This window comes from Arthrobacter globiformis (assembly GCF_030815865.1).
Taxonomy (GTDB): Bacteria; Actinomycetota; Actinomycetes; order Actinomycetales; family Micrococcaceae; genus Arthrobacter; species Arthrobacter globiformis_B.
This window is the reverse complement of sequence record NZ_JAUSXI010000001.1, coordinates 38,695-59,586: the sequence shown is the minus strand read 5'-3', so window position 1 is coordinate 59,586 and position 20,892 is coordinate 38,695. Positions and strand designations below refer to the sequence as shown.

General features: G+C 67.4%; 21 protein-coding genes. 5 read left to right on the top strand and 16 right to left on the bottom strand.

Translation table 11 applies throughout. The annotated features are described in order from the left end of the window. Nucleotides 1-4: 4 nt before the first annotated feature. The 10 genes from QFZ33_RS00295 to QFZ33_RS00250 all read right to left on the bottom strand — a co-directional run bounded on the left by QFZ33_RS00295 (nt 5) and on the right by QFZ33_RS00250 (nt 10,968). Nucleotides 5-1,255: a low temperature requirement protein A gene (locus tag QFZ33_RS00295; RefSeq protein ID WP_307023786.1), complete on the bottom strand. Its 1,251-nt coding sequence runs from the start codon at nt 1,253-1,255 to the stop codon at nt 5-7. Between the two features lie 3 nt (nt 1,256-1,258). After that, the gene (locus QFZ33_RS00290; RefSeq protein ID WP_307023784.1) at nt 1,259-1,876 is read right to left on the bottom strand and encodes a transmembrane-type terpene cyclase; all 618 of its coding nucleotides are present in this window, start codon (nt 1,874-1,876) and stop codon (nt 1,259-1,261) included. Between the two features lie 88 nt (nt 1,877-1,964). Continuing rightward, entirely contained in the window at nt 1,965-3,281 is a 1,317-nt protein-coding gene (locus tag QFZ33_RS00285) for an ATP-binding protein (protein ID WP_307023782.1), read from the bottom strand. A 109-nt stretch (nt 3,282-3,390) separates the two neighbouring features. Further along, entirely contained in the window at nt 3,391-3,903 is a 513-nt protein-coding gene (locus QFZ33_RS00280; RefSeq protein WP_307023780.1) for a universal stress protein, read from the bottom strand. Between the two features lie 65 nt (nt 3,904-3,968). After that, nucleotides 3,969-5,339 carry an MBL fold metallo-hydrolase gene (locus QFZ33_RS00275; protein WP_307023778.1) on the bottom strand — a complete coding sequence of 457 codons (1,371 nt, stop codon included), beginning with the start codon at nt 5,337-5,339 and terminating at the stop codon, nt 3,969-3,971. 234 nt (nt 5,340-5,573) lie between these two features. Continuing rightward, on the bottom strand, nt 5,574-5,822 hold the full coding sequence (locus tag QFZ33_RS00270; protein WP_307023776.1) for an SCO4226 family nickel-binding protein: 249 nt from the start codon (nt 5,820-5,822) through the stop codon (nt 5,574-5,576). 200 nt (nt 5,823-6,022) lie between these two features. Continuing rightward, nucleotides 6,023-7,564: an amino acid permease gene (locus tag QFZ33_RS00265; RefSeq protein WP_307023773.1), complete on the bottom strand. Its 1,542-nt coding sequence runs from the start codon at nt 7,562-7,564 to the stop codon at nt 6,023-6,025. A gap of 118 nt (nt 7,565-7,682) precedes the next feature. Beyond that, nucleotides 7,683-9,116 (bottom strand): aspartate ammonia-lyase, encoded by a 1,434-nt coding sequence (locus tag QFZ33_RS00260; RefSeq protein ID WP_307023771.1) that lies wholly within the window; start codon nt 9,114-9,116, stop codon nt 7,683-7,685. A gap of 9 nt (nt 9,117-9,125) precedes the next feature. Then, entirely contained in the window at nt 9,126-10,187 is a 1,062-nt protein-coding gene (locus tag QFZ33_RS00255) for an asparaginase (protein WP_307023769.1), read from the bottom strand. 64 nt (nt 10,188-10,251) lie between these two features. Then, nucleotides 10,252-10,968 (bottom strand): FadR/GntR family transcriptional regulator, encoded by a 717-nt coding sequence (locus tag QFZ33_RS00250; RefSeq protein WP_307023767.1) that lies wholly within the window; start codon nt 10,966-10,968, stop codon nt 10,252-10,254. Nucleotides 10,969-11,173: 205 nt separating this feature from the next. Between QFZ33_RS00250 and QFZ33_RS00245 the strand changes: the two genes are divergently transcribed. Next, a complete protein-coding gene (locus tag QFZ33_RS00245; protein ID WP_307023765.1) occupies nt 11,174-11,512 on the top strand; it encodes a type II toxin-antitoxin system Y4mF family antitoxin in 339 nt (112 codons plus the stop codon). After that, nucleotides 11,509-12,804: a type II toxin-antitoxin system HipA family toxin gene (locus QFZ33_RS00240; RefSeq protein ID WP_307023763.1), complete on the top strand. Its 1,296-nt coding sequence runs from the start codon at nt 11,509-11,511 to the stop codon at nt 12,802-12,804. The genes QFZ33_RS00245 and QFZ33_RS00240 overlap by 4 nt, the downstream gene beginning before the upstream one ends. A gap of 61 nt (nt 12,805-12,865) precedes the next feature. Here QFZ33_RS00240 and QFZ33_RS00235 read toward each other — a convergent pair whose 3' ends face one another. The 3 genes from QFZ33_RS00235 to QFZ33_RS00225 form a co-directional block, all read right to left on the bottom strand. Further along, on the bottom strand, nt 12,866-13,804 hold the full coding sequence (locus QFZ33_RS00235) for a hypothetical protein (RefSeq protein WP_307023762.1): 939 nt from the start codon (nt 13,802-13,804) through the stop codon (nt 12,866-12,868). A 28-nt stretch (nt 13,805-13,832) separates the two neighbouring features. After that, complete coding sequence (locus QFZ33_RS00230) at nt 13,833-14,450, bottom strand: uracil-DNA glycosylase (RefSeq protein WP_307023760.1); 618 nt, start codon at nt 14,448-14,450, stop codon at nt 13,833-13,835. A 107-nt stretch (nt 14,451-14,557) separates the two neighbouring features. Beyond that, nucleotides 14,558-16,078 (bottom strand): amidohydrolase, encoded by a 1,521-nt coding sequence (locus QFZ33_RS00225; protein WP_307023758.1) that lies wholly within the window; start codon nt 16,076-16,078, stop codon nt 14,558-14,560. A 242-nt stretch (nt 16,079-16,320) separates the two neighbouring features. On the opposite strand from QFZ33_RS00225, the gene QFZ33_RS00220 reads away from it, so the two are divergent. The 3 genes from QFZ33_RS00220 to QFZ33_RS00210 are packed head-to-tail and all read left to right on the top strand — an operon-like array spanning nt 16,321 to nt 19,312. Next, nucleotides 16,321-16,872 carry a hypothetical protein gene (locus QFZ33_RS00220; RefSeq protein WP_307023756.1) on the top strand — a complete coding sequence of 184 codons (552 nt, stop codon included), beginning with the start codon at nt 16,321-16,323 and terminating at the stop codon, nt 16,870-16,872. Further along, the gene (locus tag QFZ33_RS00215) at nt 16,869-18,665 is read left to right on the top strand and encodes a DUF4389 domain-containing protein (RefSeq protein ID WP_307023754.1); all 1,797 of its coding nucleotides are present in this window, start codon (nt 16,869-16,871) and stop codon (nt 18,663-18,665) included. The genes QFZ33_RS00220 and QFZ33_RS00215 overlap by 4 nt, the downstream gene beginning before the upstream one ends. Next, nucleotides 18,662-19,312, top strand: coding sequence for a dihydrofolate reductase family protein (locus tag QFZ33_RS00210; protein WP_214857806.1), 651 nt, complete (start codon nt 18,662-18,664; stop codon nt 19,310-19,312). The genes QFZ33_RS00215 and QFZ33_RS00210 overlap by 4 nt, the downstream gene beginning before the upstream one ends. 23 nt (nt 19,313-19,335) lie before the next feature. Here QFZ33_RS00210 and QFZ33_RS00205 read toward each other — a convergent pair whose 3' ends face one another. From QFZ33_RS00205 to QFZ33_RS00195, 3 genes are read right to left on the bottom strand one after another with little or no spacing between them, the layout of a single operon-like run. Further along, entirely contained in the window at nt 19,336-19,734 is a 399-nt protein-coding gene (locus QFZ33_RS00205; RefSeq protein ID WP_307023752.1) for an RNA-binding S4 domain-containing protein, read from the bottom strand. Nucleotides 19,735-19,768: 34 nt separating this feature from the next. Further along, entirely contained in the window at nt 19,769-19,963 is a 195-nt protein-coding gene (locus tag QFZ33_RS00200) for a DUF2795 domain-containing protein (protein ID WP_307023750.1), read from the bottom strand. Between the two features lie 4 nt (nt 19,964-19,967). Then, nucleotides 19,968-20,861: a glycosyltransferase family 2 protein gene (locus tag QFZ33_RS00195; protein ID WP_307023749.1), complete on the bottom strand. Its 894-nt coding sequence runs from the start codon at nt 20,859-20,861 to the stop codon at nt 19,968-19,970. Between the last annotated feature and the right edge of the window lie 31 nt (nt 20,862-20,892).

The following is a 20,892-nucleotide window of genomic DNA, read 5'->3' as shown; positions in this document are numbered from 1 at the left end:
CGCGTCAGGCGGTCTTGGACCGCTGCTCCAGCTTCTCCAGCGCAGCGTGGAGCAGGTCCGTGCTCCGGCGTTCATCGATAATGATCGAGGCCCCGAGCGCGGCAACGATGATGAGCAGGCAGACGGGAACGGACATGCCCACCGCCGCCAGGACCACGGTTCCGGCGAGTACGCATACTACTCCGGTGGTGACGGCGATGAGGGTGCGGTCGAGGCACGTCATGAGGCTGAAGAGTGCCGTGAGCGAGACCTTGAACAGCGCCACGGGCACGGCGATGCTGGCGACTGCGACGGCGGCGCTGATGTGGGCGGCATCGTCGATGTAGTAGGCGGCGACATGCAGGCCAGCTCCCGTGGCGGCGATCGCGGCGAAGACAGGGATGTGGCCGTAGCCGAAGAAGTAGGAACGGTGCCGCTGCAGGTGCAGGGCCCGGCCGGCGGGCAGGATGAAGTAGATCCACCACATGCTGAAGGCCAGCGCGGTGCCGCCGAAACCCACCAAGGCGGCATCAACCGACCAGCCATGGTTGGCTACGATGGCCCGGAGCGTCTCGACGGCGCCGATCAGGCATTCGCCGAGCGCGATGATGGCCAGCAAGCCGTAGCGTTCGGCGATGTGGTGCGCGTGCCAGGGCGTGGTGGCGTTCCGCTCGGCGGCGTACGGGGTGGCCAGCTCCAGCACGTACAGCGGAGCAATCATCAGGAAGGTGGTGGCCACGTCCGCCTGGATGAACAGCACCGCGATCCACCCAAGCTGGACCACCGCCAGGTATCCCGCGTAGCGCAGGCACGTCTGCCGGCGGGCAGGGTCCTGCCGGGCAGCGCGCAGCCACTGGGAGACCAGGGCCAGCCGCATGATGACGTAGCCGCCGACGATGGCCGTGTTCTCCACGTGCTTCCCCTCCACCAGGGAGTGGAACATGGGTTCGATGCCCATCGCCAGGATCAGGACGCCGAGCAGCTGAACCATGGTGACCACCCGGAACACCCAGTCGTCGGTGTCGTAGGCGCTGGCGAACCACGTGAAATTGATCCACGCCCAGATCACGGCAAACATCGCGAAGGAAAAGCCGAGCAGCCCGGCGCCGAAGTGTCCCTCCGCGATCTCGTGGGCGAACTGGCTGCCGGCCACTCCGAAGGCGATCACGAAGGTCAGGTCGAAGAAGAGCTCCAGAGGGGTGGCTGTCCGGTGCGGCTGGTGCGGATCCCGGCCGCCCATGCGGGCCACGGCGTGCCGAAGCGGATTAGAGGGCATGAATCAAACAGTAGCGCGTCCACGTGCCCGCCAGAGTAGGGCGATGTACGCCAGGTCGAAAACGCTGCACAGCGCTCCGAGCCCAAGGATCAGGGGCGAGTTTCCGTACCCGCCGTAAACAATGGTGGGAGCAAGCGTGCCGATCCACTTGGCCAAGGCGATGACGAGCGACTGGCCCCGGCCGCTGCCGCGCGAGACGAACATCGCGATGAACAAACCGGACATCAGCAGGTTCTGCAGGAACGCGGCGTACTTGGTGGCGTCGTCCCAGCCGAATTCAGCCACGAAGAGCAGCTGCACTGCGAACGACGTGATGCCCAGCAGAACGGCCCAGGCCAGGAAGAGCGGCCGCGTGACCCACGGCGGCAGCTCACCCCGCCCGAACCTGAGGAAGGTGTAGAGGATGAGGACGTCTGCCAGGCCCCACACGATGTTGAAGACACCCTGCGCCGATATTCCCGTGGCCACGGACCGCGCGGCGTAGATGGCTTCCCAGGCGAAGTTGAGCGCCAGGGCCGCCGCCGGGATGGCGTAGGTGCGCTGCCGGAAGCCCAGCCTGATCGCCCCGACATAGACGACGGTCCAGGCCACTCCGCTGACGATCGTGAGAAACAGGATCACGCCTCTCCTCTCCCAGTGGCCATTTCGACGTTCCCTGCACGCTTGACGTTCGCCCCCGTCGATTCGGCGGGGAAGCGTCTAAACGGCGCTACACGCGGCCGAGGGCGTCGATGTCCTCCAGGAACTCCTGGTGCACCTCATCGCTGACGGTGGTGCGGGTGTCCGCGATGGCGTCGAGGTAGTCCTGGGTGGCGGGACCCTTCCGGACCGCCTCGCGGACGGCCACGCCGCCCCCGGAAGCCAGTCCGCCGTCGTCGTACACCGCCTTTTCCAGCGCACGCTGGGAGGCGCTTCGGGCGGCGTACTCGATGTCCGCGGGGGAGAAGCCCTTGGTCCGGTCCACGAGCTGCTCCACGTCCACGTCGTCCACGACGGCGGCGGGGATGAAGCGCTGCCACATGGCTTCGCGGGCCTGCCGGTCCGGCAGGCCGATGGGGATCACGTAGTCGAACCGGCCGTGCCGCAGGAAGGCGGAGTCGAGGGCGCGGATAAAGTTGGTGGCGCAGACCAGGATGCGGCCGGGCTGTTCGCGGAAGGCCGGGATGATCTTGAGCAGTTCGTTGGTGACGCCCTGCAGCGGAGACGGCGGGTCCCCGGCGCGCTGGGAGGCGATCTCCTCCACCTCGTCGATGAACACGACGGCGTGCTCCAGTTCCGAGATCTCCAGGAACGTCTCCCGCAGAGCGCCGGCCAGGCCCTTGGGGTCGGAGGCCAGCCGGGAGGGAAAGACTTCAACAAAGGGCCACTCCAGCCGGGAGGCGATGGCCTTGGCGAAGGTGGTCTTGCCGGTCCCGGGGGGCCCGAACAGCACCACTGCCCGCGGCGGCACCACGCCGAATTCGTCGGCGAGGTCCGCCTCGGCCAGCGGCAGGACCAGGCGGCGCTCCAGGAGCTCTTTCTCCCGGCGCATGCCGGCCACGTTCTCCCACAGGTCCCGGGCCAGGATGCGTCCGCCCAGCAGGCCCAGGGGCTCGAGTTCCTGCCGCTGCACGGGGATGGTGCGCTCGAAGTAGCGCAGGTTTTTCTTGAGCACGAAGCCGCGGCTCAGGAAGGCCTCCACCCGGGTCTCCGACTCGGGCATCAGGGCTGAGAGCTTATTCAGTCCGTGGGGCGCCATCCGGTTTTCGACGGCGGCCAGCAGGGAGGTGCCGATGCCGCGGCCGCGGAATTCGGGCAGCGTGGCCAGGAAGACGATCCAGCCCTGGTCGTGCGCGGCACGTCCGACGGCGGCGCCCACCACCTGATCGCCGAGGACTGCCACCACGGCATGATCCTTCTCGCAGGACGCCAGCACCTCGGAAAGCGCGTAGACGGGCTCGACGTTGGTGGCCTTCAACGACTCCCAAAGGTGCAGGATGCCGTCCAGGTCCGCGGAGTGGAAGTCCCTGATCCGCCAGTTGGTCATGAGGTTGTCTCCCGTGGTTCGACGTTGAGCCAGTTCTGAGCTGCTCAGCCGAGCATAGGCGATGACGCGCCGGCACGGGGTTGCAGGTGTGTTGCGTTACGCGGGATGGTCAGCGCTTCGCTGCGTCCACGGATACGTCCCTGTGTGCGTCCTTCGATGCGGCGCCCCTGCGGAAATGGCGGGTGCGCTCGTGGTCATCCTTGCTGTGCACCACCAGGACCGGGCAGTCGGCGTGCGCAACGCAGGCGGTGCTCACCGAGCCGAGGTGCAGGCCCATGAATCCGCCGTGGCCCCTGCGCCCCACCACCAGCAACGCCGCTCCGGCGGCCGCCTCCACCAGCGTGGCCGGGGCTGGCCCCCGCACCAGCTCACTGGTCAGGGTCTCCGGGACGTCCGGTCCGAATGCCTTCTCGATGGACTGGGCCAGGATCTTGGCGGTCAAGGCCTCGAACGCCTCGAAATCCGGGGGGATGTATCCGGCATACATTTCCGGGAAGTGCCAGCAGGCCACGGCATGGACATGGCCACCCAGGCCCGGTGCCAGCCGCGCCGCCAGACGGAGGGCCTCCACCGAGGAATCCGAGCCGTCCACGCCCACAACTACTTTGCCTTCAGCATCCATCGTTGTTCTCCTTTGCAACCTAGACTTCGCAGTTTCGACTCGAACACCGGTTACGGATAGGACCGTCACCGCCGCTGCAGCGGCTCCATCTGCAAGGCGACGCCTGCGGCCGGGGCGTCCCGGAACGGGCTATCGATCTGCACCACGTCCCGCCCTGCCCGCTGCAGCAGGCTGGCCGCGACGCCGGCGCGGTAGCCGGTGGCGCAGTGCACCCACAAACACCCCGCAGGCAATTCGTCGAGGCGGTCCAGCAGTTCGTGCAGCGGAACGTTAATGGCGCCTGCCACGTGGGAGGCGGCAAACTCGTCGCTGCGCCGCACGTCCAGTACGGGGTCGCCGTCGGGCTTTTCATGAACGACGGCGGGCCAGCCGGCCCGGGGATAAGAGGCGACGGGAGCTCCCGGCGCCAGTTCGCCAGGTTCGGTTCCCACCGCGACATCAGGGCGGTCGATGCCGATTCGGGAAAGGTCCCGGATGGCGTCTTGCAGATCCTCGCGGCTGCCGACAAGCGTCAGCTTTTCGCCCCATGGGAGAACCCAGCCGAGGTAGGAACTGAAGCTTCGCCCCGAGCCGTATTCGAAACTGACGGTGCCCCGGAGGTGGTTGCTGGCGAACAGAACGCGGCGGCGCAGGTCAACCACCCATTCGCCGTTCGCCAGCCGCTCCGTCAGCTCAGCGGCGCCAAGTGACTCCGGCAGGCTCAGGTCCGCAGGCTCGGGGCCAGTCATGTTGATGGGGGCCATGTGGGCGTAATAGGAAGGGTACGCGGAGAGGTCGGCCGTGAGCTCGGCCGCGAAGTGCTCGGAATCCGGATCCGTCAGTGCATGGTTGGCTTCTCGCTGCTCCGCAATGGTTGACGTCTCTGCACGCGCGGCGGGCCCGATCGAGCAGAACGAGCCAAACCCGTGGGTGGGGTAGAGCGCAGCATCGGGTCCGGCTTCGTCCGCAAGCCGGTGGACGGACGCGTACTGGTCCCGTGTCAGCCCGGCGGTGTCTCCGGGACCGAGGAGGTCGGTGCGGCCCACGGAGCCGAAGAGCAGGCTGCCGCCGGAAAACACGGCCCGGCCCGGACCGTCCGTGATGATGTAGGACAGGTGCGTGTGGGTGTGCCCGGGAGTGGCCACTGCGCGGAGCGTGAGCCGGCCTATCTGCAGGGTTTGGCCGTCCTCAACCGGCTCGCGCTCGTAGGCCACCTGGTCCGCGGCGTTCACCAGGTACTTGGCACCGTGGGCGCGGGCGAGGATCAGGCCGCCGGTGAGGTAGTCGTTGTGGACGTGGGTTTCAGCCACGTGGGTGATCCGCACCCCGGCGTTCCTTGCGGCCTCCTCGATGCGGTCCGTGTCCCGCTGGGCATCGACCACCAGCGCCACGCGGCCGTCATGGACCAGGTAGCTGCGGTCCCCAAGCTGCGAGGTTTCGATGACAACGACGTCCATTGGTCCGGCCCTTCGACGCACCGTGGAGGCACCGCTCATCGCGGACCTCGCCCCGGATGCCTCCATGGTAGGCCGATTGTCGGCGGAAGGAGCCTGCCCGGCGCAGGGCGCTTGGCATTTCTGCACCACTTTCACCGGGCCCCGAGTGCGCGCGCCCGCGTTGCCCCGGCCGAAGGTTCAGCCGGCACGGGAAAGCGGTGCAAAAATGCGTGGCGGGGGGCGCGCGGCTGGGGCTCAGACCCTCAGCGGAACGGGGTGTACCTCATCTGCGCGGTGCCCCGCCCGCTCGTGAATGCGCTGCACAGCGTCGGCCGAGGGCGCCTCCGAGAGGCAGTAGACAACCCCGGCGTCCGGGTCTGCCCACGCTGACTTGAACTCGACGTTTTCCTCGCTCTGGATGGCAAGGTCGGCGTCGTGGGCTGCTTTCAGATCCTCCTCGGTAATCCCCGTCATGTTGCGGTGGACGTCCATGAATTCCGGCATGATGACACTCCCTTGATCTTCTGTGATTTCGGCGAAGCCGCGGATGCGGCTGAGATTAGACCTGCCCCAATCGGGCGTCAATAGGCTCCGGGAAAGGCTGCATTTGCTTAAGCGCGAACGGACACTTGGGGCCCTCAGACTGGGGCCTCAAGTGTCCGTTCGCGCTCAGCCCGCGCAGAGCTGCAGGGGTGAGTTGCGGGTTAGATCCGGTCCGCGCCGCCCGGGCCGGGGCGGTTGGCGATGACGGGGGACATGCCGGTGAAGCCTTCGCGGGCTTCGGCGATTTCGTGGATGCGTTTGCGGCAGGCGTACCAGCCGGTGACCATGAGGGCGATGGCGATGAGGGTGACGAGCAGTGTGAGGGGTGAGTCGATGAAGACCATGACGAGGACGCCGACGAGGAAGAGCAGCGAGAGGTAGCCGGTGTAGGGTGCGCCGAACATCCGGAACGAGGGGCGTTTGAGCCAGCCCTTGTCTGCCCAGCGCTTGAGCTGGATCTGGCACAGGACGATGGTGGCCCAGGTGACGATGATGCCCACGGAGGCGATGTTCAGGACGATTTCGAAGGCCTGCGAGGGGACGAGGTAGTTCAGCGGGACGCCGAGCAGGGAGACGCCGGCGGTGATGGCGATGCCGCCGTAGGGGACGCCGGCTTTGTTCATGCGCTGGGCGAATTTGGGGGCGGAGCCGGCCACGGACATGGAGCGCAGGATCCGGCCGGTGGAGTAGAGGCCTGCGTTGAGGGAGGACAGGGCCGCGGTGAGGACCACGAGGTTCATGATGACGTCCACGCCCTGGATGCCGATGGAGCCGAAGAACGTCACGAAGGGGCTGACGCCCTTTTGGTAGGAGGTGAAGGGCAGGAGCAGGGCCAGCAGGATGACGGAGCCGACGTAGAACACGGCGATGCGGAAGACCACGGAGTTGATGGCCTTGGGCATGATCTTTTCGGGGTTTTCGGTTTCGCCGGCGGCGGTGCCGACGAGTTCGATGGAGGCGTAGGCGAACAGGACGCCCTGCATGAGGATGATCATGGGCAGCAGGCCGTTGGGGAAGATGCCGCCGTTGTCGGTGATGAGGCTGAAGCCGGTTTCCTGGCCGGGGACGGGGGTGCCGAAGATGACGAAGTAGGTGCCGATGAGCAGGAAGGCGACGAGGGCGGCGACCTTGATGATCGCGAACCAGAATTCCATTTCGCCGAAGACCTTGACGGAGACGAGGTTCAGGCAGAGGACGACGACGAGGGCGGTCAGTGCCCAGGCCCACTGGGGAACGTCGGCCATCCAGGGGATGTAGTTGCCGAAGAAGTTCATGTAGAGGGCGGCGGCGGTGATGTCGACGATGGTGGTGGTGGCCCAGTTGATCCAGTAGAACCAGCCGGAGACGAAGGCTGCCTTTTCGCCGTAGAATTCGCGGGCGTAGGAGACGAACGAGCCTGAGGAGGGCCGGTGCAGGACCAGTTCGCCGAGGGCGCGCAGGATCAGGAAGGCGAAGAAGCCGCAGACGGCGTAGGCGATGACCAGGGAGGGCCCGGCGGCGTTGAGCCGGCCTCCGGCGCCGAGGAACAGGCCGGTGCCGATCGCACCGCCGATGGCGATCATCTGGATCTGCCGCGGCTTCAGGCTCTTGTGGTAGCCCTTGTCCTCGGCATGGAGAAGGTTTTCGGTGGCGTGTGCCTGGGCCGGGACCGTATGGTCAGTGACCGCCGCGTTCGAGGCGGCGCCCTGTGGGGAGTTGGACATGGGGGATCCTTTGGTTTCCGGTTCGGGGGAACAGCAGTGGTGGCGGTGCTCGCCGGTCGAGCTTGTCGAGACCTGGTTTCGGCAGGCTCAACCGGCGGTGCTAGGGGGCGGTTGGGGACTACTTGCTGAGGTTGGCCAGGCGTTCGGGGCTGAGGAGCTCCCGCAGCTGGGTTTCGGTGAGCAGGCCGTGTTCAAGGACCAGTTCGGCCACGCCCTTGCCGGTGGCGAGGGCTTCCTGCGCGATGGCGGTGGCAGTGGCGTACCCGAGGTGCGGGTTAAGGGCGGTCACCAGGCCGATGGACTGTTCCACGGTGAGGCGGAGGTGTTCGGTGTTGGCGGTGATGCCGCGCACGCAGCGTGCGGTGAGTGTGCGGCAGGCTGCTTCGAGGTGCGAGATGCTCTTGTGCAGGCTGTGCACGATGATGGGTTCGAAGGCGTTGAGCTGGAGCTGCCCGGCTTCGGCGGCCATCGTGATGGTGACGTCGTTGCCGATGACCTCGTAGGCCACCTGGCTGACCACTTCCGGGATCACCGGGTTGATCTTGCCGGGCATGATGGAGGATCCGGACTGGACGGCGGGGAGGTTGATCTCACCGAAGCCGGCGCGCGGTCCGGAGGAGAGCAGGCGGAGGTCGTTGCAGATCTTGGACAGCTTGACGGCCACGCGCTTGAGCACGCCAGAGAGGTGGACGAACGCGCCCACGTCCTGGGTGGCCTCGATGAGGTCGACGGCGGTGACCAGCGGCAGTCCGGTGATTTCGGCCAGGTGGCGGCAGGCTGCCTCGGCGTAGCCGGCGGGGGCGTTCAGGCCGGTGCCGATCGCGGTGGCGCCGAGGTTGATCTCGTGGATGAGCAGGTCGGCCTCGGCCAGCCGCTGCCGGTCCTCGCCGATGGTCACGGCGTAGGTGCCGAATTCCTGCCCCAGGGTCATGGGAACGGCGTCCTGCAGCTGGGTGCGGCCCATCTTTACCACCGTGCGGAACTCCATGGCCTTTTCCGCGAACGCTTCCTCCAGCTCCGCCAGCGCGGAGAGCAGCTCGCGGGCAGCGAAGATGGTGCCGAGCTTCACGGCGGTCGGGTAGACGTCGTTGGTGGACTGGCTGAGGTTCACGTGGTCGTTGGGGTGCAGCCGCGCGTAGTGGCCCTTGGGATGGCCAAGGATTTCCAGTGCCCGGTTGGCGATGACCTCGTTGGCGTTCATGTTCGAGGACGTTCCCGCGCCGCCCTGGATCACGTCGACGACGAACTGCTCGCTGAGCTCGCCGTTCATCACATCGGTGCAAGCCTGTTCGATGGCCGCGGCACGTTCGGCGTCCAACAGCCCGAGCTCAAGGTTGGTGCGGGCTGCCGCCAGTTTCACGGCGGCGAGGCCGCGGACCAGGTGCATGTTGCTGGAGAGCGGCTGCCCGGTGATGGGGAAGTTTTCCACGGCGCGGAGCGTGTGGACGCCCCAGTAGGCACCGGCGGGGATGTCGCGGTCGCCGAGCAGATCGTGCTCGGAGCGCACGCCGCCCTGGGAAGGGGCATCCGGCAGGGTTTGGGTTTCGGTCATTTGCAGTCCTTAGAGAACGTCGTCGGTCGGGGACAGGGAGGAAAAGTCTGCGGCCTGCAGCAGGCCCACTTGGCGGCCTCCGCCGAGGACCGCACCGGTGGCGATGCCCGCAAGGGCGGAGGTGTCGACGTCGAGCGCTTCCAGCGCGCGGACGGTGACGGGCATCCGGGCCCGGTCACCGCCGTCGGAAATCTTGACGGCAACGGCGCGTCCGTCCGGCAGCCCAACCAGCTGGACGCCCTCGAAGCCGTCCTTCGCCAGGGCGCCGGGCAGGAGGCGCATGAGGTCCGTGACGTCGCGGCCCTCGCCAGCCACCATTTCCGGATGGCGGCGCATGGAATGCGCGACGGCGGCTTCCGGGCTTTCGGGGGCGGACGCACCATCAGCCAGTTCGGCCGAGGCGACGCGGCCGAAGGCGCGGGCCATGCCGGCAAGAGTGAGGGCGAACAGCGGGGTGCCGCAGCCGTCGGTGCTGATACCGGCGGGTTCCTCGCCCGTCAGGTCGGTGACGGTCTCGGCGACGAGCCTCTGCAACGGATGGGAGGGGTCGAGATAGCCCTGCACCGGCCAGCCGTTGATGACGCAGGTAGCGGCCATGGCGGCATGCTTGCCGGAGCAGTTCTGGGCCAGTTGCGTGGGATGGCCGCCATCGCGCAGCCACTCCTCGCGCTCGTGGATGCCGTAGGGGAGGTCGGTGCTGTTTTCGAGTGCTGCGGGCGTGAGCCCGTGGAGTTCCAGGATGCGGCTGGCGCCGTCGAGGTGCCGGGCTGCGCCGGAGTGGCTGGCGGCGGTGAGGGCCAGCAGGTCGGCAGGCAGGTCCAGTCCCGCCCGGACCATGGCCACGGACTGCAGGGGCTTGAGCGAGGACCGGGGGTAGAACGCGGCGTGGGGTTCGCCGGCGGAGAGCAGGGTGCGGCCGTCGGGCGCGGTGGCGATCAGGGAGCCGTAGTGGACGCTTTCGACCAGCCCGTCGCGGGTCTGGAAAGCGAGGGGCTCGTGCCGCGGCAGGATCGCTCTTGGTGCGGGAGGCGCGGAAAGGGAGTGGCTTGCCGGCATGGCGGGGGAAGGCATGGTGTCCTCTGCGTTGGGTGTTGATGTGTTGAGTCGGGTGTGGCTGGTGCCGGGAAGGCTGCCGTTACTGGTTGAGGATGAAATCGAGGGCTTCACCGACGGCGCGCAGGTGCTCAGCCATGGCGGCGCTGGCGTCTGCCGCGGACCCGGCTTCGATGGCGCCCAGGATGAGGCGGTGCTCGACGTCGGAGGCGTGCTGGCGGTCTGCCACCATGTTGAGGGTTTCGGACTGGTGGGCGAGGGCGTCGCGGATGTCCGCCACCACACTCTCGAACACCTTGTTGCCGCTGGCGCGGGCGATGGCTGCATGGAAGCTGGAGTCAAGGGCGACCCACGCTTCTGGATCGGTCTCCGCAGCCATGGACGCCATCATGCCGCGCAGGATTTCCAGGTCCTCGGTGGTGCGGCGCTCGGCGGCGAGGCCGGCTGCGGGGACTTCGATGTGCGGGCGTGCCTCGGTGAGGTCCCGGGCGGAGAACTGGCCCAGGACGAGGTCGTTGGCCACATGGTCGGCGACGACGAACGTGCCGCGGCCTGTCTTGGTTACGGTCAAGCCCAGGGCGGTGCAGGAACGCAGGGCCTCCCGGATCACCGAGCGGCTGACGCCGTACTGCGAGGCCAATGATGCTTCGGAGCTGAGCTTGGCGCCAACGGCCAGCGCGCCGCTCTGGATGTCGCTGCGGATAGCGTTGAAGACAGCTTCGGCTGCACTGAGGCGCGCCAGCGGAACGGCGCTCATTCCGCTTTGCTGTCCGGCTGTCCGGCTGTCTGACAGGTTCACGATTAAAAATATGGCACGGGTCACAGGCGGGTGTCAACCGGAAACTTGAACCGGTCCGGACGCGAAGGTCCCGTGCCCGGGGAGAGCGGATGGTCTGGTCGGTACGATCGTTCCGATCCAAGCCTTGCGCGCTTGGAGTGGTCGGGCGTAGCGTGGGATCTACGAGAAAACCGGCACGATCGTTCCTATTTGTTGAGGAGGCGCGGTGGCCAACCCCTTCACCACACAGCTCGCCGCGGCCGTCCGTGCCCGGCGCGCCGACCTCCGCCTGAGCCAGCAGGACCTCGCCGACATGGCCGGGGTCTCCGAACGCTTCGTCCGCTTCGTCGAGCAGGGCAAGCAGAGCCTCCGGCTGGACACCCTGCTGGCGTTGCTGGACACGCTCGGACTTGAGCTGCAGCTCGCCACCCGGACCAGCGCCGCCGCCCTCGCGCTGGTGACCCAGCCGTCGGAGCTGCCGGTGGCACAACCGCCGTCGGACGTCCCGTTGCCTTCCGGCCCGCCGGAAGGCAACGAGCCCGGCGAACGGGAGAATCAGCCGTGAGGCACCGGATCGCCGACATCTACAAGCGTGGCGTCCTGGCCGCCCGGCTGGAACGGCACGACGGCGGCACCAGATTCAGCTACCTTCCGCCGTACCTGCAGAGCGGCCGCCCCGCCGTCGCGAGTTCCTTGCCGCTTACAGCGGAACCTGTGCTCTCCGGAGCAGGGGCCGCACCGCCGTACTTCACCGGTCTGCTCCCTGAGGGCCGGCGGCTGAACGCGCTGCGGCGGTCCATCAAGACCAGCGCGGACGATGACCTCTCGCTGCTGATCGCCGCCGGTGGCAATCCGGTGGGCGACGTGCAGATCGTGGGCCACGGGGAGCCACTGGACCCGGAGGAGCACGCCGTCGAGGTGGACCCGCGCACGCCCGTGGACTTTGACGAGCTGCTGGGCGACTCGGGCCTGATCGATCCGGTGGCACTCGCCGGTGTGCAGGACAAGCTGTCCGCCGGGATGATCTCCATGCCCGTGGCCAGCGCCGGACGCCGGTTCATCCTCAAGCTCAACGCCCCGGAGTTCCCGCACGTGGTGGAGAACGAGTTCATCATGTTCCGCTACGCGGCGAAGCTGCGGATTCCGCTGAGCCGGGTGCAGCTGATGCGTGACGTCGCCGGCCGGGCGGGGCTGCTGGTGGAGCGGTTCGACCGGGTGCCCCTGGCAGGAGGGACAGCAGCAGGCGGGACGGCGGCCGGTGCGGCAGGTGCCCCGGACGCGGTGCAGCGACTCGCCGTCGAGGACGGCGCGCAGGTCCTGAAGCTGTACCCGGCGGACAAGTACAACGTGGGCTTCGGAACGGTATGCCATGCGCTATCCGAGTACTGCGCGGCGCCGCTCCCGGCGCTGCGGAACCTCGCCATCCAGGCCGCCTTCGCGCTGCTGAGCGGCAACGGCGACCTGCATGCGAAAAACGTGTCCATGGTGCAGCAGCCGCACGGGGAATGGTCCATCGCGCCCGTCTACGACATTCCCTCCACAGTGGTCTACGGGGACAAGACGCTCGCCCTGACGCTCGGCGGCAAGCGTAGCGGCATCTCGCGCAAGCACTTCCTGGCCTGGGCCGCAGGCCTCGGGTTGCCCGAACGCACGGCGGTGCAGGCGCTGGATCTGGCGTTGAAGGCCGCGGGCCCTCTGCTGGCTGATCTCGAGGCCGGGACGGCCTTCGCTTCAACGGCGTTCACGGCAAGGGCTGCCGTTTCAACGGACGACGGCGGCGCCTCACCTTTTCCGGACATGGTCACCAGGGCGTGGGTCAAGGAGCTTAAGCACCGGCGGAGGCTGCTGGAGGGGTGAGCCCCGGAAGCTAATGCGACGGGCAGCCTAAAGCTCCGGAAGCCAAATGGGGCAGGGCCATCTAAAGTTCCGGACCGCCGTCGTACCAGCTGAGGACGCGCAGGGCCCGAAGCGTGTTCCAGCGGCTGGGGCGTCCGTCGCCGTCCTCCATGGCGAAGTGGATGCGTCCCGGGTGGGTGTTCTCGAGTAGCCAGATTCCGTCGGGCTGCCGTTTTGAGCGGAGCAGGTTGATGGCCTCGGCGAGGCGGCTGTCCGGGGATCCGCCGACGTCGCGGAAGTAGTCAAGGCCGCGGAGCGCATCGTAGAACCAGCGGGTCGGGTAGGAAAACTGCAGCCAGTCCGGGTCCACCAGCTCGCCCGTGCTCTTGCGCCGGAGCAGCGCACGTTCCAGCAGATACTCCTCGCCCCGCTTCCGCGCCTCCACGGATTCCGGAGTTCCGCCCGTAGCCCGCTCGTGTTCCAGCAGCCCCTCCAGCACGTTTATGGTGGTTGCGAACGAGGACCGCACAGATCCCCGCTCCGCCTCGCAGTTCCAGCCACCGTCGGCGAGCTGCTCGCCGAGGAGCCGATGGACGATGCCGTCGACGTTCTCGCCGAAGTACGCTCCGAGGGCGACCGCCTTGCCGTTGATGCAGGGCTCCACCTCGCCGTCGAAGAACGGCTGGCCGCCCTCCTCCCAGCGGCTGTTCTCCCGGACTTTTGCCACTGCCCGGCAGGCTGCTGCGCTTCCGGGCTCGAGCCCGAGGTCGCGCAGGAAAAGCAGGCTGTACGTGGTGGCGGTCCACGGCTGGCCCGGCTCGGAGCCGTCATACGGGACCGGGAAAAACGTGCCGCCGTCCCACTGGCCGTCGCCGCCCTGCAGGGCGAGCATGCGCGCACCCCAGCCCTCGGCGGCCACGCGGGCACGTTCGGCGCGGACCTTTTCGGCAGGGGCATCCGCCAGGTCGCGCAGGACCTGCCAGCGGATCGACGGGTCGGAATCGAGCAGCCAGTCGAGCACGTGTTTTTACCGATTTGGGAGCAGGCAGCTAAAGGTGCTGGATGCCCGCGCGCTGCATGGCGTCTTTGTAGACGTCCACGCTTTTGGTCAGGAGCTCTTCCTGCTTGGCCTCGGAAACAGCAAAGGCCCGGCCGCCGAGCGCGCTGGCCTTGTAGATTTTGATGCCGCTGTTCTTGAGCGAGTAATGGTAGGTCTTCTCGAAGAGCGTCAGGAAGGTGGCGGCGTCGGTTCCATGGGCGATGACGGCCGAGACGCGTCGGTTGATCTTCATGAACTGCCGGAAGGGCCGAAGTCCGTCGGTCTTCTCCTGGATGCTAAGGGCGGAGGGCATGTCCGGGTCACGCACCCACGGGTAGGCATTCCACGGCATGACGTAGCGCGGGTCCAGTTCGGCGAGCTCGTAGATCTGCGTGGCGCGCCGGGCCGCCTCGTCGTCGTTGAAATGGGAAACGAAACCGGATTCGGTTCCCTTGCCCGGGCTTACCTGGAGAGTGACTATGCGGCATTCGTCCTCGTCATGGACGGGGTCGATGTAGGGGACGATGGATCCCGGCTTCTTCTCCATAAGTTCATCGCACAGTTGCGTCACTGCTGCGATGTTCGGTTCCTGTAGCAGGGCTTTCTTTTCGTCCCAGTCAATCGTCACGATTTCTCCCTTAGCTGCATGGCGTCCAAGAATCAGGCGTCTTAGGCCACTCTACGCTTTTGACCGTAAGGGTGCTTGGGGGAGTTTTCGCCGATCCAACAGGACGCCTAAACCCCTGCGCCCCGGAACGTGAACCCGCCCGCCATGAGCGTGGCAGCCACGGGCATTGTTGCGAACACGGCATCGGGCACGGCAAGGGGATCAGCGTCCAGCACGGCGATATCCGCCACATCACCGGTCCGGATCCGGCAGTACCCCCGCGTCGAGGCGAGCAGTGCCTCCTCGCGGGTCAGGGCCTGCTCCGGGTGCCAGGGGCCGCGGCCGTCTTCACGCGCGCGCGATGTCGCGGCGGACATCGCCAGCCACGGATCAAGGGGTGCCACCGGCGCATCGGACCCGAGCGCCAGCCGCGCCCCGCCGTCCAGCAGCGAGCGCAGCGGGAAGGCCCGGTCAGTGCGGCCGGCCCAGTTGGCCTCAGCGGCGTCGCGGTCGTCGGGCGCGTGGGCGGGCTGGACGCTGGCCGTCAGGCCAAGCTCACCGAACCGGGCGAAGTCCTCCTGCCGTACAAACTGGGCGTGCTCGATCCGGCCGCCGATCCCAACTTCGGCGAAGGCATCCAGCGCAACCTTGTTGGCGCCGTCGCCAATGGCATGGACCGCCGGAACGAAGCCCGTCCCCCGGGCCCTGGCGAGCAGGGCAACCAGTTCGGGTTCGCTCACGGTCAGGATGCCGTGCCCGCCGTGCGGGTACGGGTCAACACAAAAGGCGGTACGCGTGTTGAGGGAGCCGTCGATGAGTACCTTCAGCGGACCCACCCGCAGAAGGCCAGCACCGCCGTGGACCATTTGTCCCGTCCGCATCCCGGCAGCGGCCGCCCGCCCCAGATCCTCCGGATACACGCCCGCGTCCACGCGCAGCGAGCGGAATCCGCCGGCTATCCGGCGCAGCCAGACGTCGCGGTTCCACGTCATTTCCAGGTCCACCACGCCCACAACACCACGGGCGGCGGCTTCCTGGCCTGCCGTGCCGACCCAGCTGTCCACGACGTCGTCGGGCAGTTTTCCGAGTTCGCGCGTGAGGGCGAACGCGGGCTCCTCCCGGAGCAGGCCGTCTGGCGGGAGCTGAACTCCGTACCGACGCGCGGCCGCCGAATTCAGCCAGACGCAATGCAGGTCATGGCTGATCAGGGCGGTGGGGACTCCCCGGGTGGCGTCATCGAGCATTCGGGCGCTCGGGACGTCGCCCCAAGTGGCGTCGCGGAAGCCGGCGCCCACCACCGTGCTGGCCCCGCCTGCCGCGGCACTCCGCTTCCGGACAAGCTCGACGGCGGCAGTCGCCGAAGCGGCGCCGGACAGATCGATCCGGTTGGCAGCCAGCGCCCACTGCGTCATGTGGACGTGCTCGTCCCACAGCCCGGGGATGACGAAGCGTCCCCCGAGATCCAGCACCTGGGCATCCGCTGCCGTGGAACCTTCGGGGCGTTCTCCGGCTGCGGTGATTGCGGACACCCTGCCGTTGCGAATATGGAGGTTGGAGCACTCTGTGTCGCCCGGCAGCCTCACGGATGCGAGCACCATGTCCGTGAGCATCGGGTCTTGGGCTGCTGGGCGGTCCTGGCTGGAGGGCATAGGAACAGGCTAGGCAGGTATCCGGTCAGCACCAATCCGCGCCGCGCCCCTCTTTCGTTGCCCCGCACCGCCAGGGCTCCACCGGAACTCCTCTTCCCAGCGCTGACAACAGGGTGCATTCTGGACGTGACACGGTTCCGACAATGAAGTCGGGGAGGCGTACGCCACATGAACTTTAATATCCGGTCCCTTGATGCGTTCCGGCCGAGTCGACTTGGGCAGCGACTGCCCGCCAAGGGGACGTGAGCGCCGTGGACATCACCGCAAGTCATCACCGTCTCAAGGTCGTGGTCCACATCGACGCGAACATGGAGCGCGCCTGCATCGAGGTCCGCGGAACCCTGACGCCCGCCAACATCCGGGCGCTTTATGTTGTTGCGCGGCGTGCCAGGACTCTGCTGCCGGGCAAGGAAATCATTCTGGACCTGTCGATGGCACGTGCCGCCATGGACACCATCACCGCGCTCCATGATCCCGCCCAGCTCACCCAACTCAGCGGTGAAGGCACGTCCGAGAAGCCTTGCCGGCTTAGCATTCTGGACCCCCGGCCGGGCATCCACGCGCACCCCTCATTCACTCACGGGCGCGGCGATCACAAGCACCCGGACGGCAAGCACAGCGACAAGGCCAGCAGAACCCAGGAACGCAACGCCGAACCATCCACCGCCCGATCACGCACCGCCGGATCAAACGACGCCCAAGCAACTGCCATGGAACCGGGCACCGCCCAACCCAGCCATGCCGAACCACGGGTGGCGGCCCGCCGCAGGGCCAGAGATAAGGAACCGGCATGAAACCTGGCCGCATGGTGATGCTCGTCCTCGGTACAATCGCCGCGCTCCTGGGACTGGGGCTGTTGGCGGGCGCAGCCGGGGTGGGCTGGCTCAACTTCCAGCAGCGCGACGAAGGCTACTTCACCACCCAATCGCACCGGTTCGACGCCGCGTCCTCCGCCATCACCACGGCAGGGCTGGACGTCATGGTCAGAGGCAGGCTGCCGGACGTCATTCCTTCGGAAACGGCAGGCAGCATCCTGCTCCGCGGAGCGGCAGCCACTCCCGGCAAGGGGATTTTCATTGGCATCGCACCGCAGCAGGACGCGGCGCGCTATCTCGAGGGCGTCAAGCGCTCCGAAATCCGGGAATTGAATCTGCGGCCCTTCAGGGTCGACTACACCGAAGTGCCCGGCACGCGGACGCCTGCCCGCCCCGGTGCCCAGAATTTCTGGGCCACATCCGCCGAAGGCACCGGCACGCAAGAACTCAAATGGAACATCCTTCCCGGCAGCTGGACCGTGGTGGTCATGAACGCCGACGCTACCGCCCCGGTTTCCGTGGATCTGCAGGGCGGCGTCCGCTCCGACCTGCTGTGGCCGCTGTTCCTGTGGCTGCTCATTGCCGGGATCGTGTTGCTGGTCATCGGAGTGCCACTGATCGTTGCGGGTGCAATGGGGCTCGGACGGCACGGCCCGCCGCCGCATCTTCCCCCGACCCACTATCCACCAGGCCAGTACCAACCTGGTCACTATCCCCCTGGTCATCCACTCGCGGGGCATGCCCCACCAGTGGAAACCCCGACGGCGGGACCTCCCGCCGCTGCCGCCGCCACCGGGCCGTTCGCCAGTTCTGCCGTGCCGGGGGAAGGCCGGGGTGTCCCGCAAAGTAATGCAGGAGTACCACCCGGGAGCGCGGCTGTGCCACCAGGCAGCGCCGGTGTTCCCGGCAGCGCAGGTCCTCCCGGCATGCAGCCGGGTGCGTACCCGGCAGCTGCTTACCCGGCCGCCGGCTACCCGGCTCCGGGCTATCCCGCCCCCGGTGGCGGGGCGGTCGCACCGCCACCACCCGCCGTCGTCGACCAATTTGAGAACCCGAGGTACCCGGCGCGCCTGACCGGTCATGTCGACCCGGCCCTGTCCCGGTGGATGTGGCTGGTCAAATGGTTCCTGGCCATCCCGCACCTGATCGTCCTGTTCTTCCTTTGGTTCGCCCTGATTGTCACCAGCATCGTGGCGTGGTTCGCGATCCTGTTCACTGCCCGCTACCCGCATTCGCTGTTCAACTTCAACGTGGGCGTGCTGCGCTGGAGCTGGCGGGTGTCCTTCTACGCCTTCACGGCGATCGGGACGGACCGCTACCCGCCCTTCACCCTGGCCCGCACCGACTACCCGGCCGACTTTGACGTCGACTATCCGGACCACCTCTCGCGCGGTTTGGTGCTGGTGAAGTCCTGGCTGCTGGCCATCCCGCACCTCCTGATTCTGGGCGTGCTCGCGGGATCCTCACGTACCTGGGTGGCCTCCTCCGATGATGACTTCGCCGGGGCCGGGGGCTACACGGCAGGCAGCGCGGTCTCGCTGCTCACGCTGCTGGCCTTCATTGCCGGCGTCATTCTGCTGTTCACCGGCAGGTACCTCCGGGCCCTGTTCGACCTGCTGATCGGCCTCAACCGCTGGGTTTACCGCGTCGCGGCATACGTGGCGCTGATGCGGGACGAATATCCTCCGTTCCGGCTCGACATGGGCCCCGTCGACCCCGGCGAAGCCCCGGTCGCAAGTCCACAAACCACTCCACTAAGAGGGCCGTCATGAAACTCACCGTTCACACCTTCGTGAGCCTCGACGGCGTCATGCAGGGCCCGGGCGGCAGGGACGAGGACACCAGCGGCGGCTTCGAATTCGGCGGCTGGTTGGTGCCGCTCTTCGACGAGGACATGGGCAGGATCGTGAACGGGTGGTTCGCCGAAGCCGATGCGATCCTGCTCGGCCGCACCACTTACCAGATGTTCCAGCCTTACTGGGAGCAGGTCACGGACCCGGACGACGCCGTTGCCAGGGCGCTCAACAGCCTGCCCAAGTACGTGGTGTCCTCAACGCTTACCGAGGCGACGTGGAACAACACCTCCATCCTTCCCGCGAACTTCCTCGAAGCCGTTGACGACCTCAAATCGGGCCCGGGCCGGGAGCTCCAGGTCCACGGCAGCTACCGGCTGGTCCGCGCCCTGCACGACGCCGGCCTGGTGGACGAGTACCGGCTGATCATCTTCCCCGTGGTCCTCGGCCAGGGCAAGCGGCTCTTCGAACCCGGCGTCACGCCGTCGGCGTTTACCTTGGCCGGGAGCAAGGCGACGTCGTCAGGTGCCGTCCACCTGACCCTCCTGCCTGCCGCCTTCGGTGCCGCTGACCTGGAGGTAGGGGAGTTCGAGGTGCGGGAAGGCCGGGAGCAGGTGAAGGACTGAGGCGCTGTCAGCCGAAGCCGCTGTCAGCCGGGTCCGCGCAGGCGCTCCATTTCGCGGCGGTCCTTCTTAGTGGGACGGCCGGTCCCGCGGTCCCGCTGCGGCAGCCCGAGCGCCGGCGCCACGGGCCGGGGAGGTGTATGGTCCGTGAAACAGTGCGACGCTGCCTCTGCACCCACCCGCTTGGCGATAAGCCTGCGCACCTCGAGGATGCGCTCATAACCGGGCTGGCGGACGCGCACGGTGTCGCCGGGCACGAGCGACTGCGAGGCCTTGGCCGGGTTTCCGTTGATGCGCACATGCCCGGCGCGGCACGCGGCGGTGGCGGCGGACCTGGTCTTGTAGGCGCGGATCGCCCACAACCAGGCGTCGACGCGGACCGTGCTGGGAGCGGAGGGAAGCTTGGTTGGGGGAAGGCTGCTCATGACTGCAGCCGAGTATAGCCGGGCAGTAGCGGACCTAGACGTCCGAGACGGCGGAACTTACCGCCGTCGGGCTGTCATATTCCTTGTCGGGAATGCTCTGGAGGGCATCCAGAACATTGCTGTCGGCACCCGACTCTTTGGCCCGGGAGATGAGCGCCTCCCGGTTGGCGGGATAGTCGATCCCGCTGAGGAACTTTTGGATCTGGATGGGGTTGGGTGTTTCGGCCATGTCATTACCTTTCGGCTAGTTGCTGCTCTGCATCGCTCGGGTTGTCCGCCAGTACGACGTCGAAGGCCTCCACCCGGCGGTCTGTAACAGTGGTGGGCGACTCTAAATGGACGGCGCCCGACGGAAGGATGCCCGCGCCACCGAACCGCTCCATTACCCGCCACTGGGCCACGACGTCCTCACCGCAGTGCTCGGGGGGCAGCTGGGTCCAAAACCGGAATCCCCCGGTTTCCTCCAAGGCCTGGCGGCGGAACATGGTGCACCCGCCCAGCCAGGCCACCTTGTACGGAATCCACTGCTCTCGCCCCAGCCCCAGCTCGGCGCTTAGGTGTGTCAGATTTGCTGCGCTGTGCAGTGGCCAGCGCTGGAAGCCCTCCTCACCGGGACGGATGCGCTCCGGGGTCACGGGCCCCTGCCACGGTGCGAAGGTGCGGGTCTGCTCGGGACGGCGGTCATCCAAATGGGAGAGGCCCTGAGGGGCCATGCCCACAAAGCCGCAGCCCAGGGCATCGAGGGCATCACTCATCCTGGCCAGCGCGCCCGGCTCCAGCCAGACATCGTCATCGAGGAACAACACTTTGTCCGCCCGCGCCTGCTCCAGTGCAAACTGGCGGTGTTCGGCAAGACCGCGGCGCGGCAGGTGGCGGTGCAGCTCAACTGCCGTGCCCTGCGCGCGGAGGACCCGGAGCAGGCTGGCCGCCGGCGGATGCTCCCAGGCCGGCGGTCCGTCCGACTGGTCACTGACCACCAGCCGGAAGGCCGGCCCGCTCTGCGCTGCGAGGCCGGCCAGCGTGACAGCCACTTCTGCCGGCCTGTTGCAGGTGGGGATAAGGACGTCGAGGGCAGCATCCCGGGCTGTCTGGCCCGAGGCCCAGGTGGCAGATGTGTGGCGATCCATGATCACCGCCTTTCCGAGGCCAAAAAGGCCG

Coding starts and splice junctions, on each gene's coding strand:
- QFZ33_RS00295 (WP_307023786.1), bottom strand. CDS start 1,255: ATGCCCTCTAATCCGCTTCGGCACGCCGTGGCCCGCATGGGCGGCCGG.
- QFZ33_RS00285 (WP_307023782.1), bottom strand. CDS start 3,281: ATGACCAACTGGCGGATCAGGGACTTCCACTCCGCGGACCTGGACGGC.
- QFZ33_RS00280 (WP_307023780.1), bottom strand. CDS start 3,903: ATGGATGCTGAAGGCAAAGTAGTTGTGGGCGTGGACGGCTCGGATTCC.
- QFZ33_RS00275 (WP_307023778.1), bottom strand. CDS start 5,339: ATGGACGTCGTTGTCATCGAAACCTCGCAGCTTGGGGACCGCAGCTAC.
- QFZ33_RS00270 (WP_307023776.1), bottom strand. CDS start 5,822: ATGCCGGAATTCATGGACGTCCACCGCAACATGACGGGGATTACCGAG.
- QFZ33_RS00265 (WP_307023773.1), bottom strand. CDS start 7,564: ATGTCCAACTCCCCACAGGGCGCCGCCTCGAACGCGGCGGTCACTGAC.
- QFZ33_RS00260 (WP_307023771.1), bottom strand. CDS start 9,116: ATGACCGAAACCCAAACCCTGCCGGATGCCCCTTCCCAGGGCGGCGTG.
- QFZ33_RS00255 (WP_307023769.1), bottom strand. CDS start 10,187: ATGCCTTCCCCCGCCATGCCGGCAAGCCACTCCCTTTCCGCGCCTCCC.
- QFZ33_RS00225 (WP_307023758.1), bottom strand. CDS start 16,078: ATGCCCTCCAGCCAGGACCGCCCAGCAGCCCAAGACCCGATGCTCACG.
- QFZ33_RS00215 (WP_307023754.1), top strand. CDS start 16,869: ATGAAACCTGGCCGCATGGTGATGCTCGTCCTCGGTACAATCGCCGCG.
- QFZ33_RS00210 (WP_214857806.1), top strand. CDS start 18,662: ATGAAACTCACCGTTCACACCTTCGTGAGCCTCGACGGCGTCATGCAG.
- QFZ33_RS00205 (WP_307023752.1), bottom strand. CDS start 19,734: ATGAGCAGCCTTCCCCCAACCAAGCTTCCCTCCGCTCCCAGCACGGTC.
- QFZ33_RS00200 (WP_307023750.1), bottom strand. CDS start 19,963: ATGGCCGAAACACCCAACCCCATCCAGATCCAAAAGTTCCTCAGCGGG.
- QFZ33_RS00195 (WP_307023749.1), bottom strand. CDS start 20,861: ATGGATCGCCACACATCTGCCACCTGGGCCTCGGGCCAGACAGCCCGG.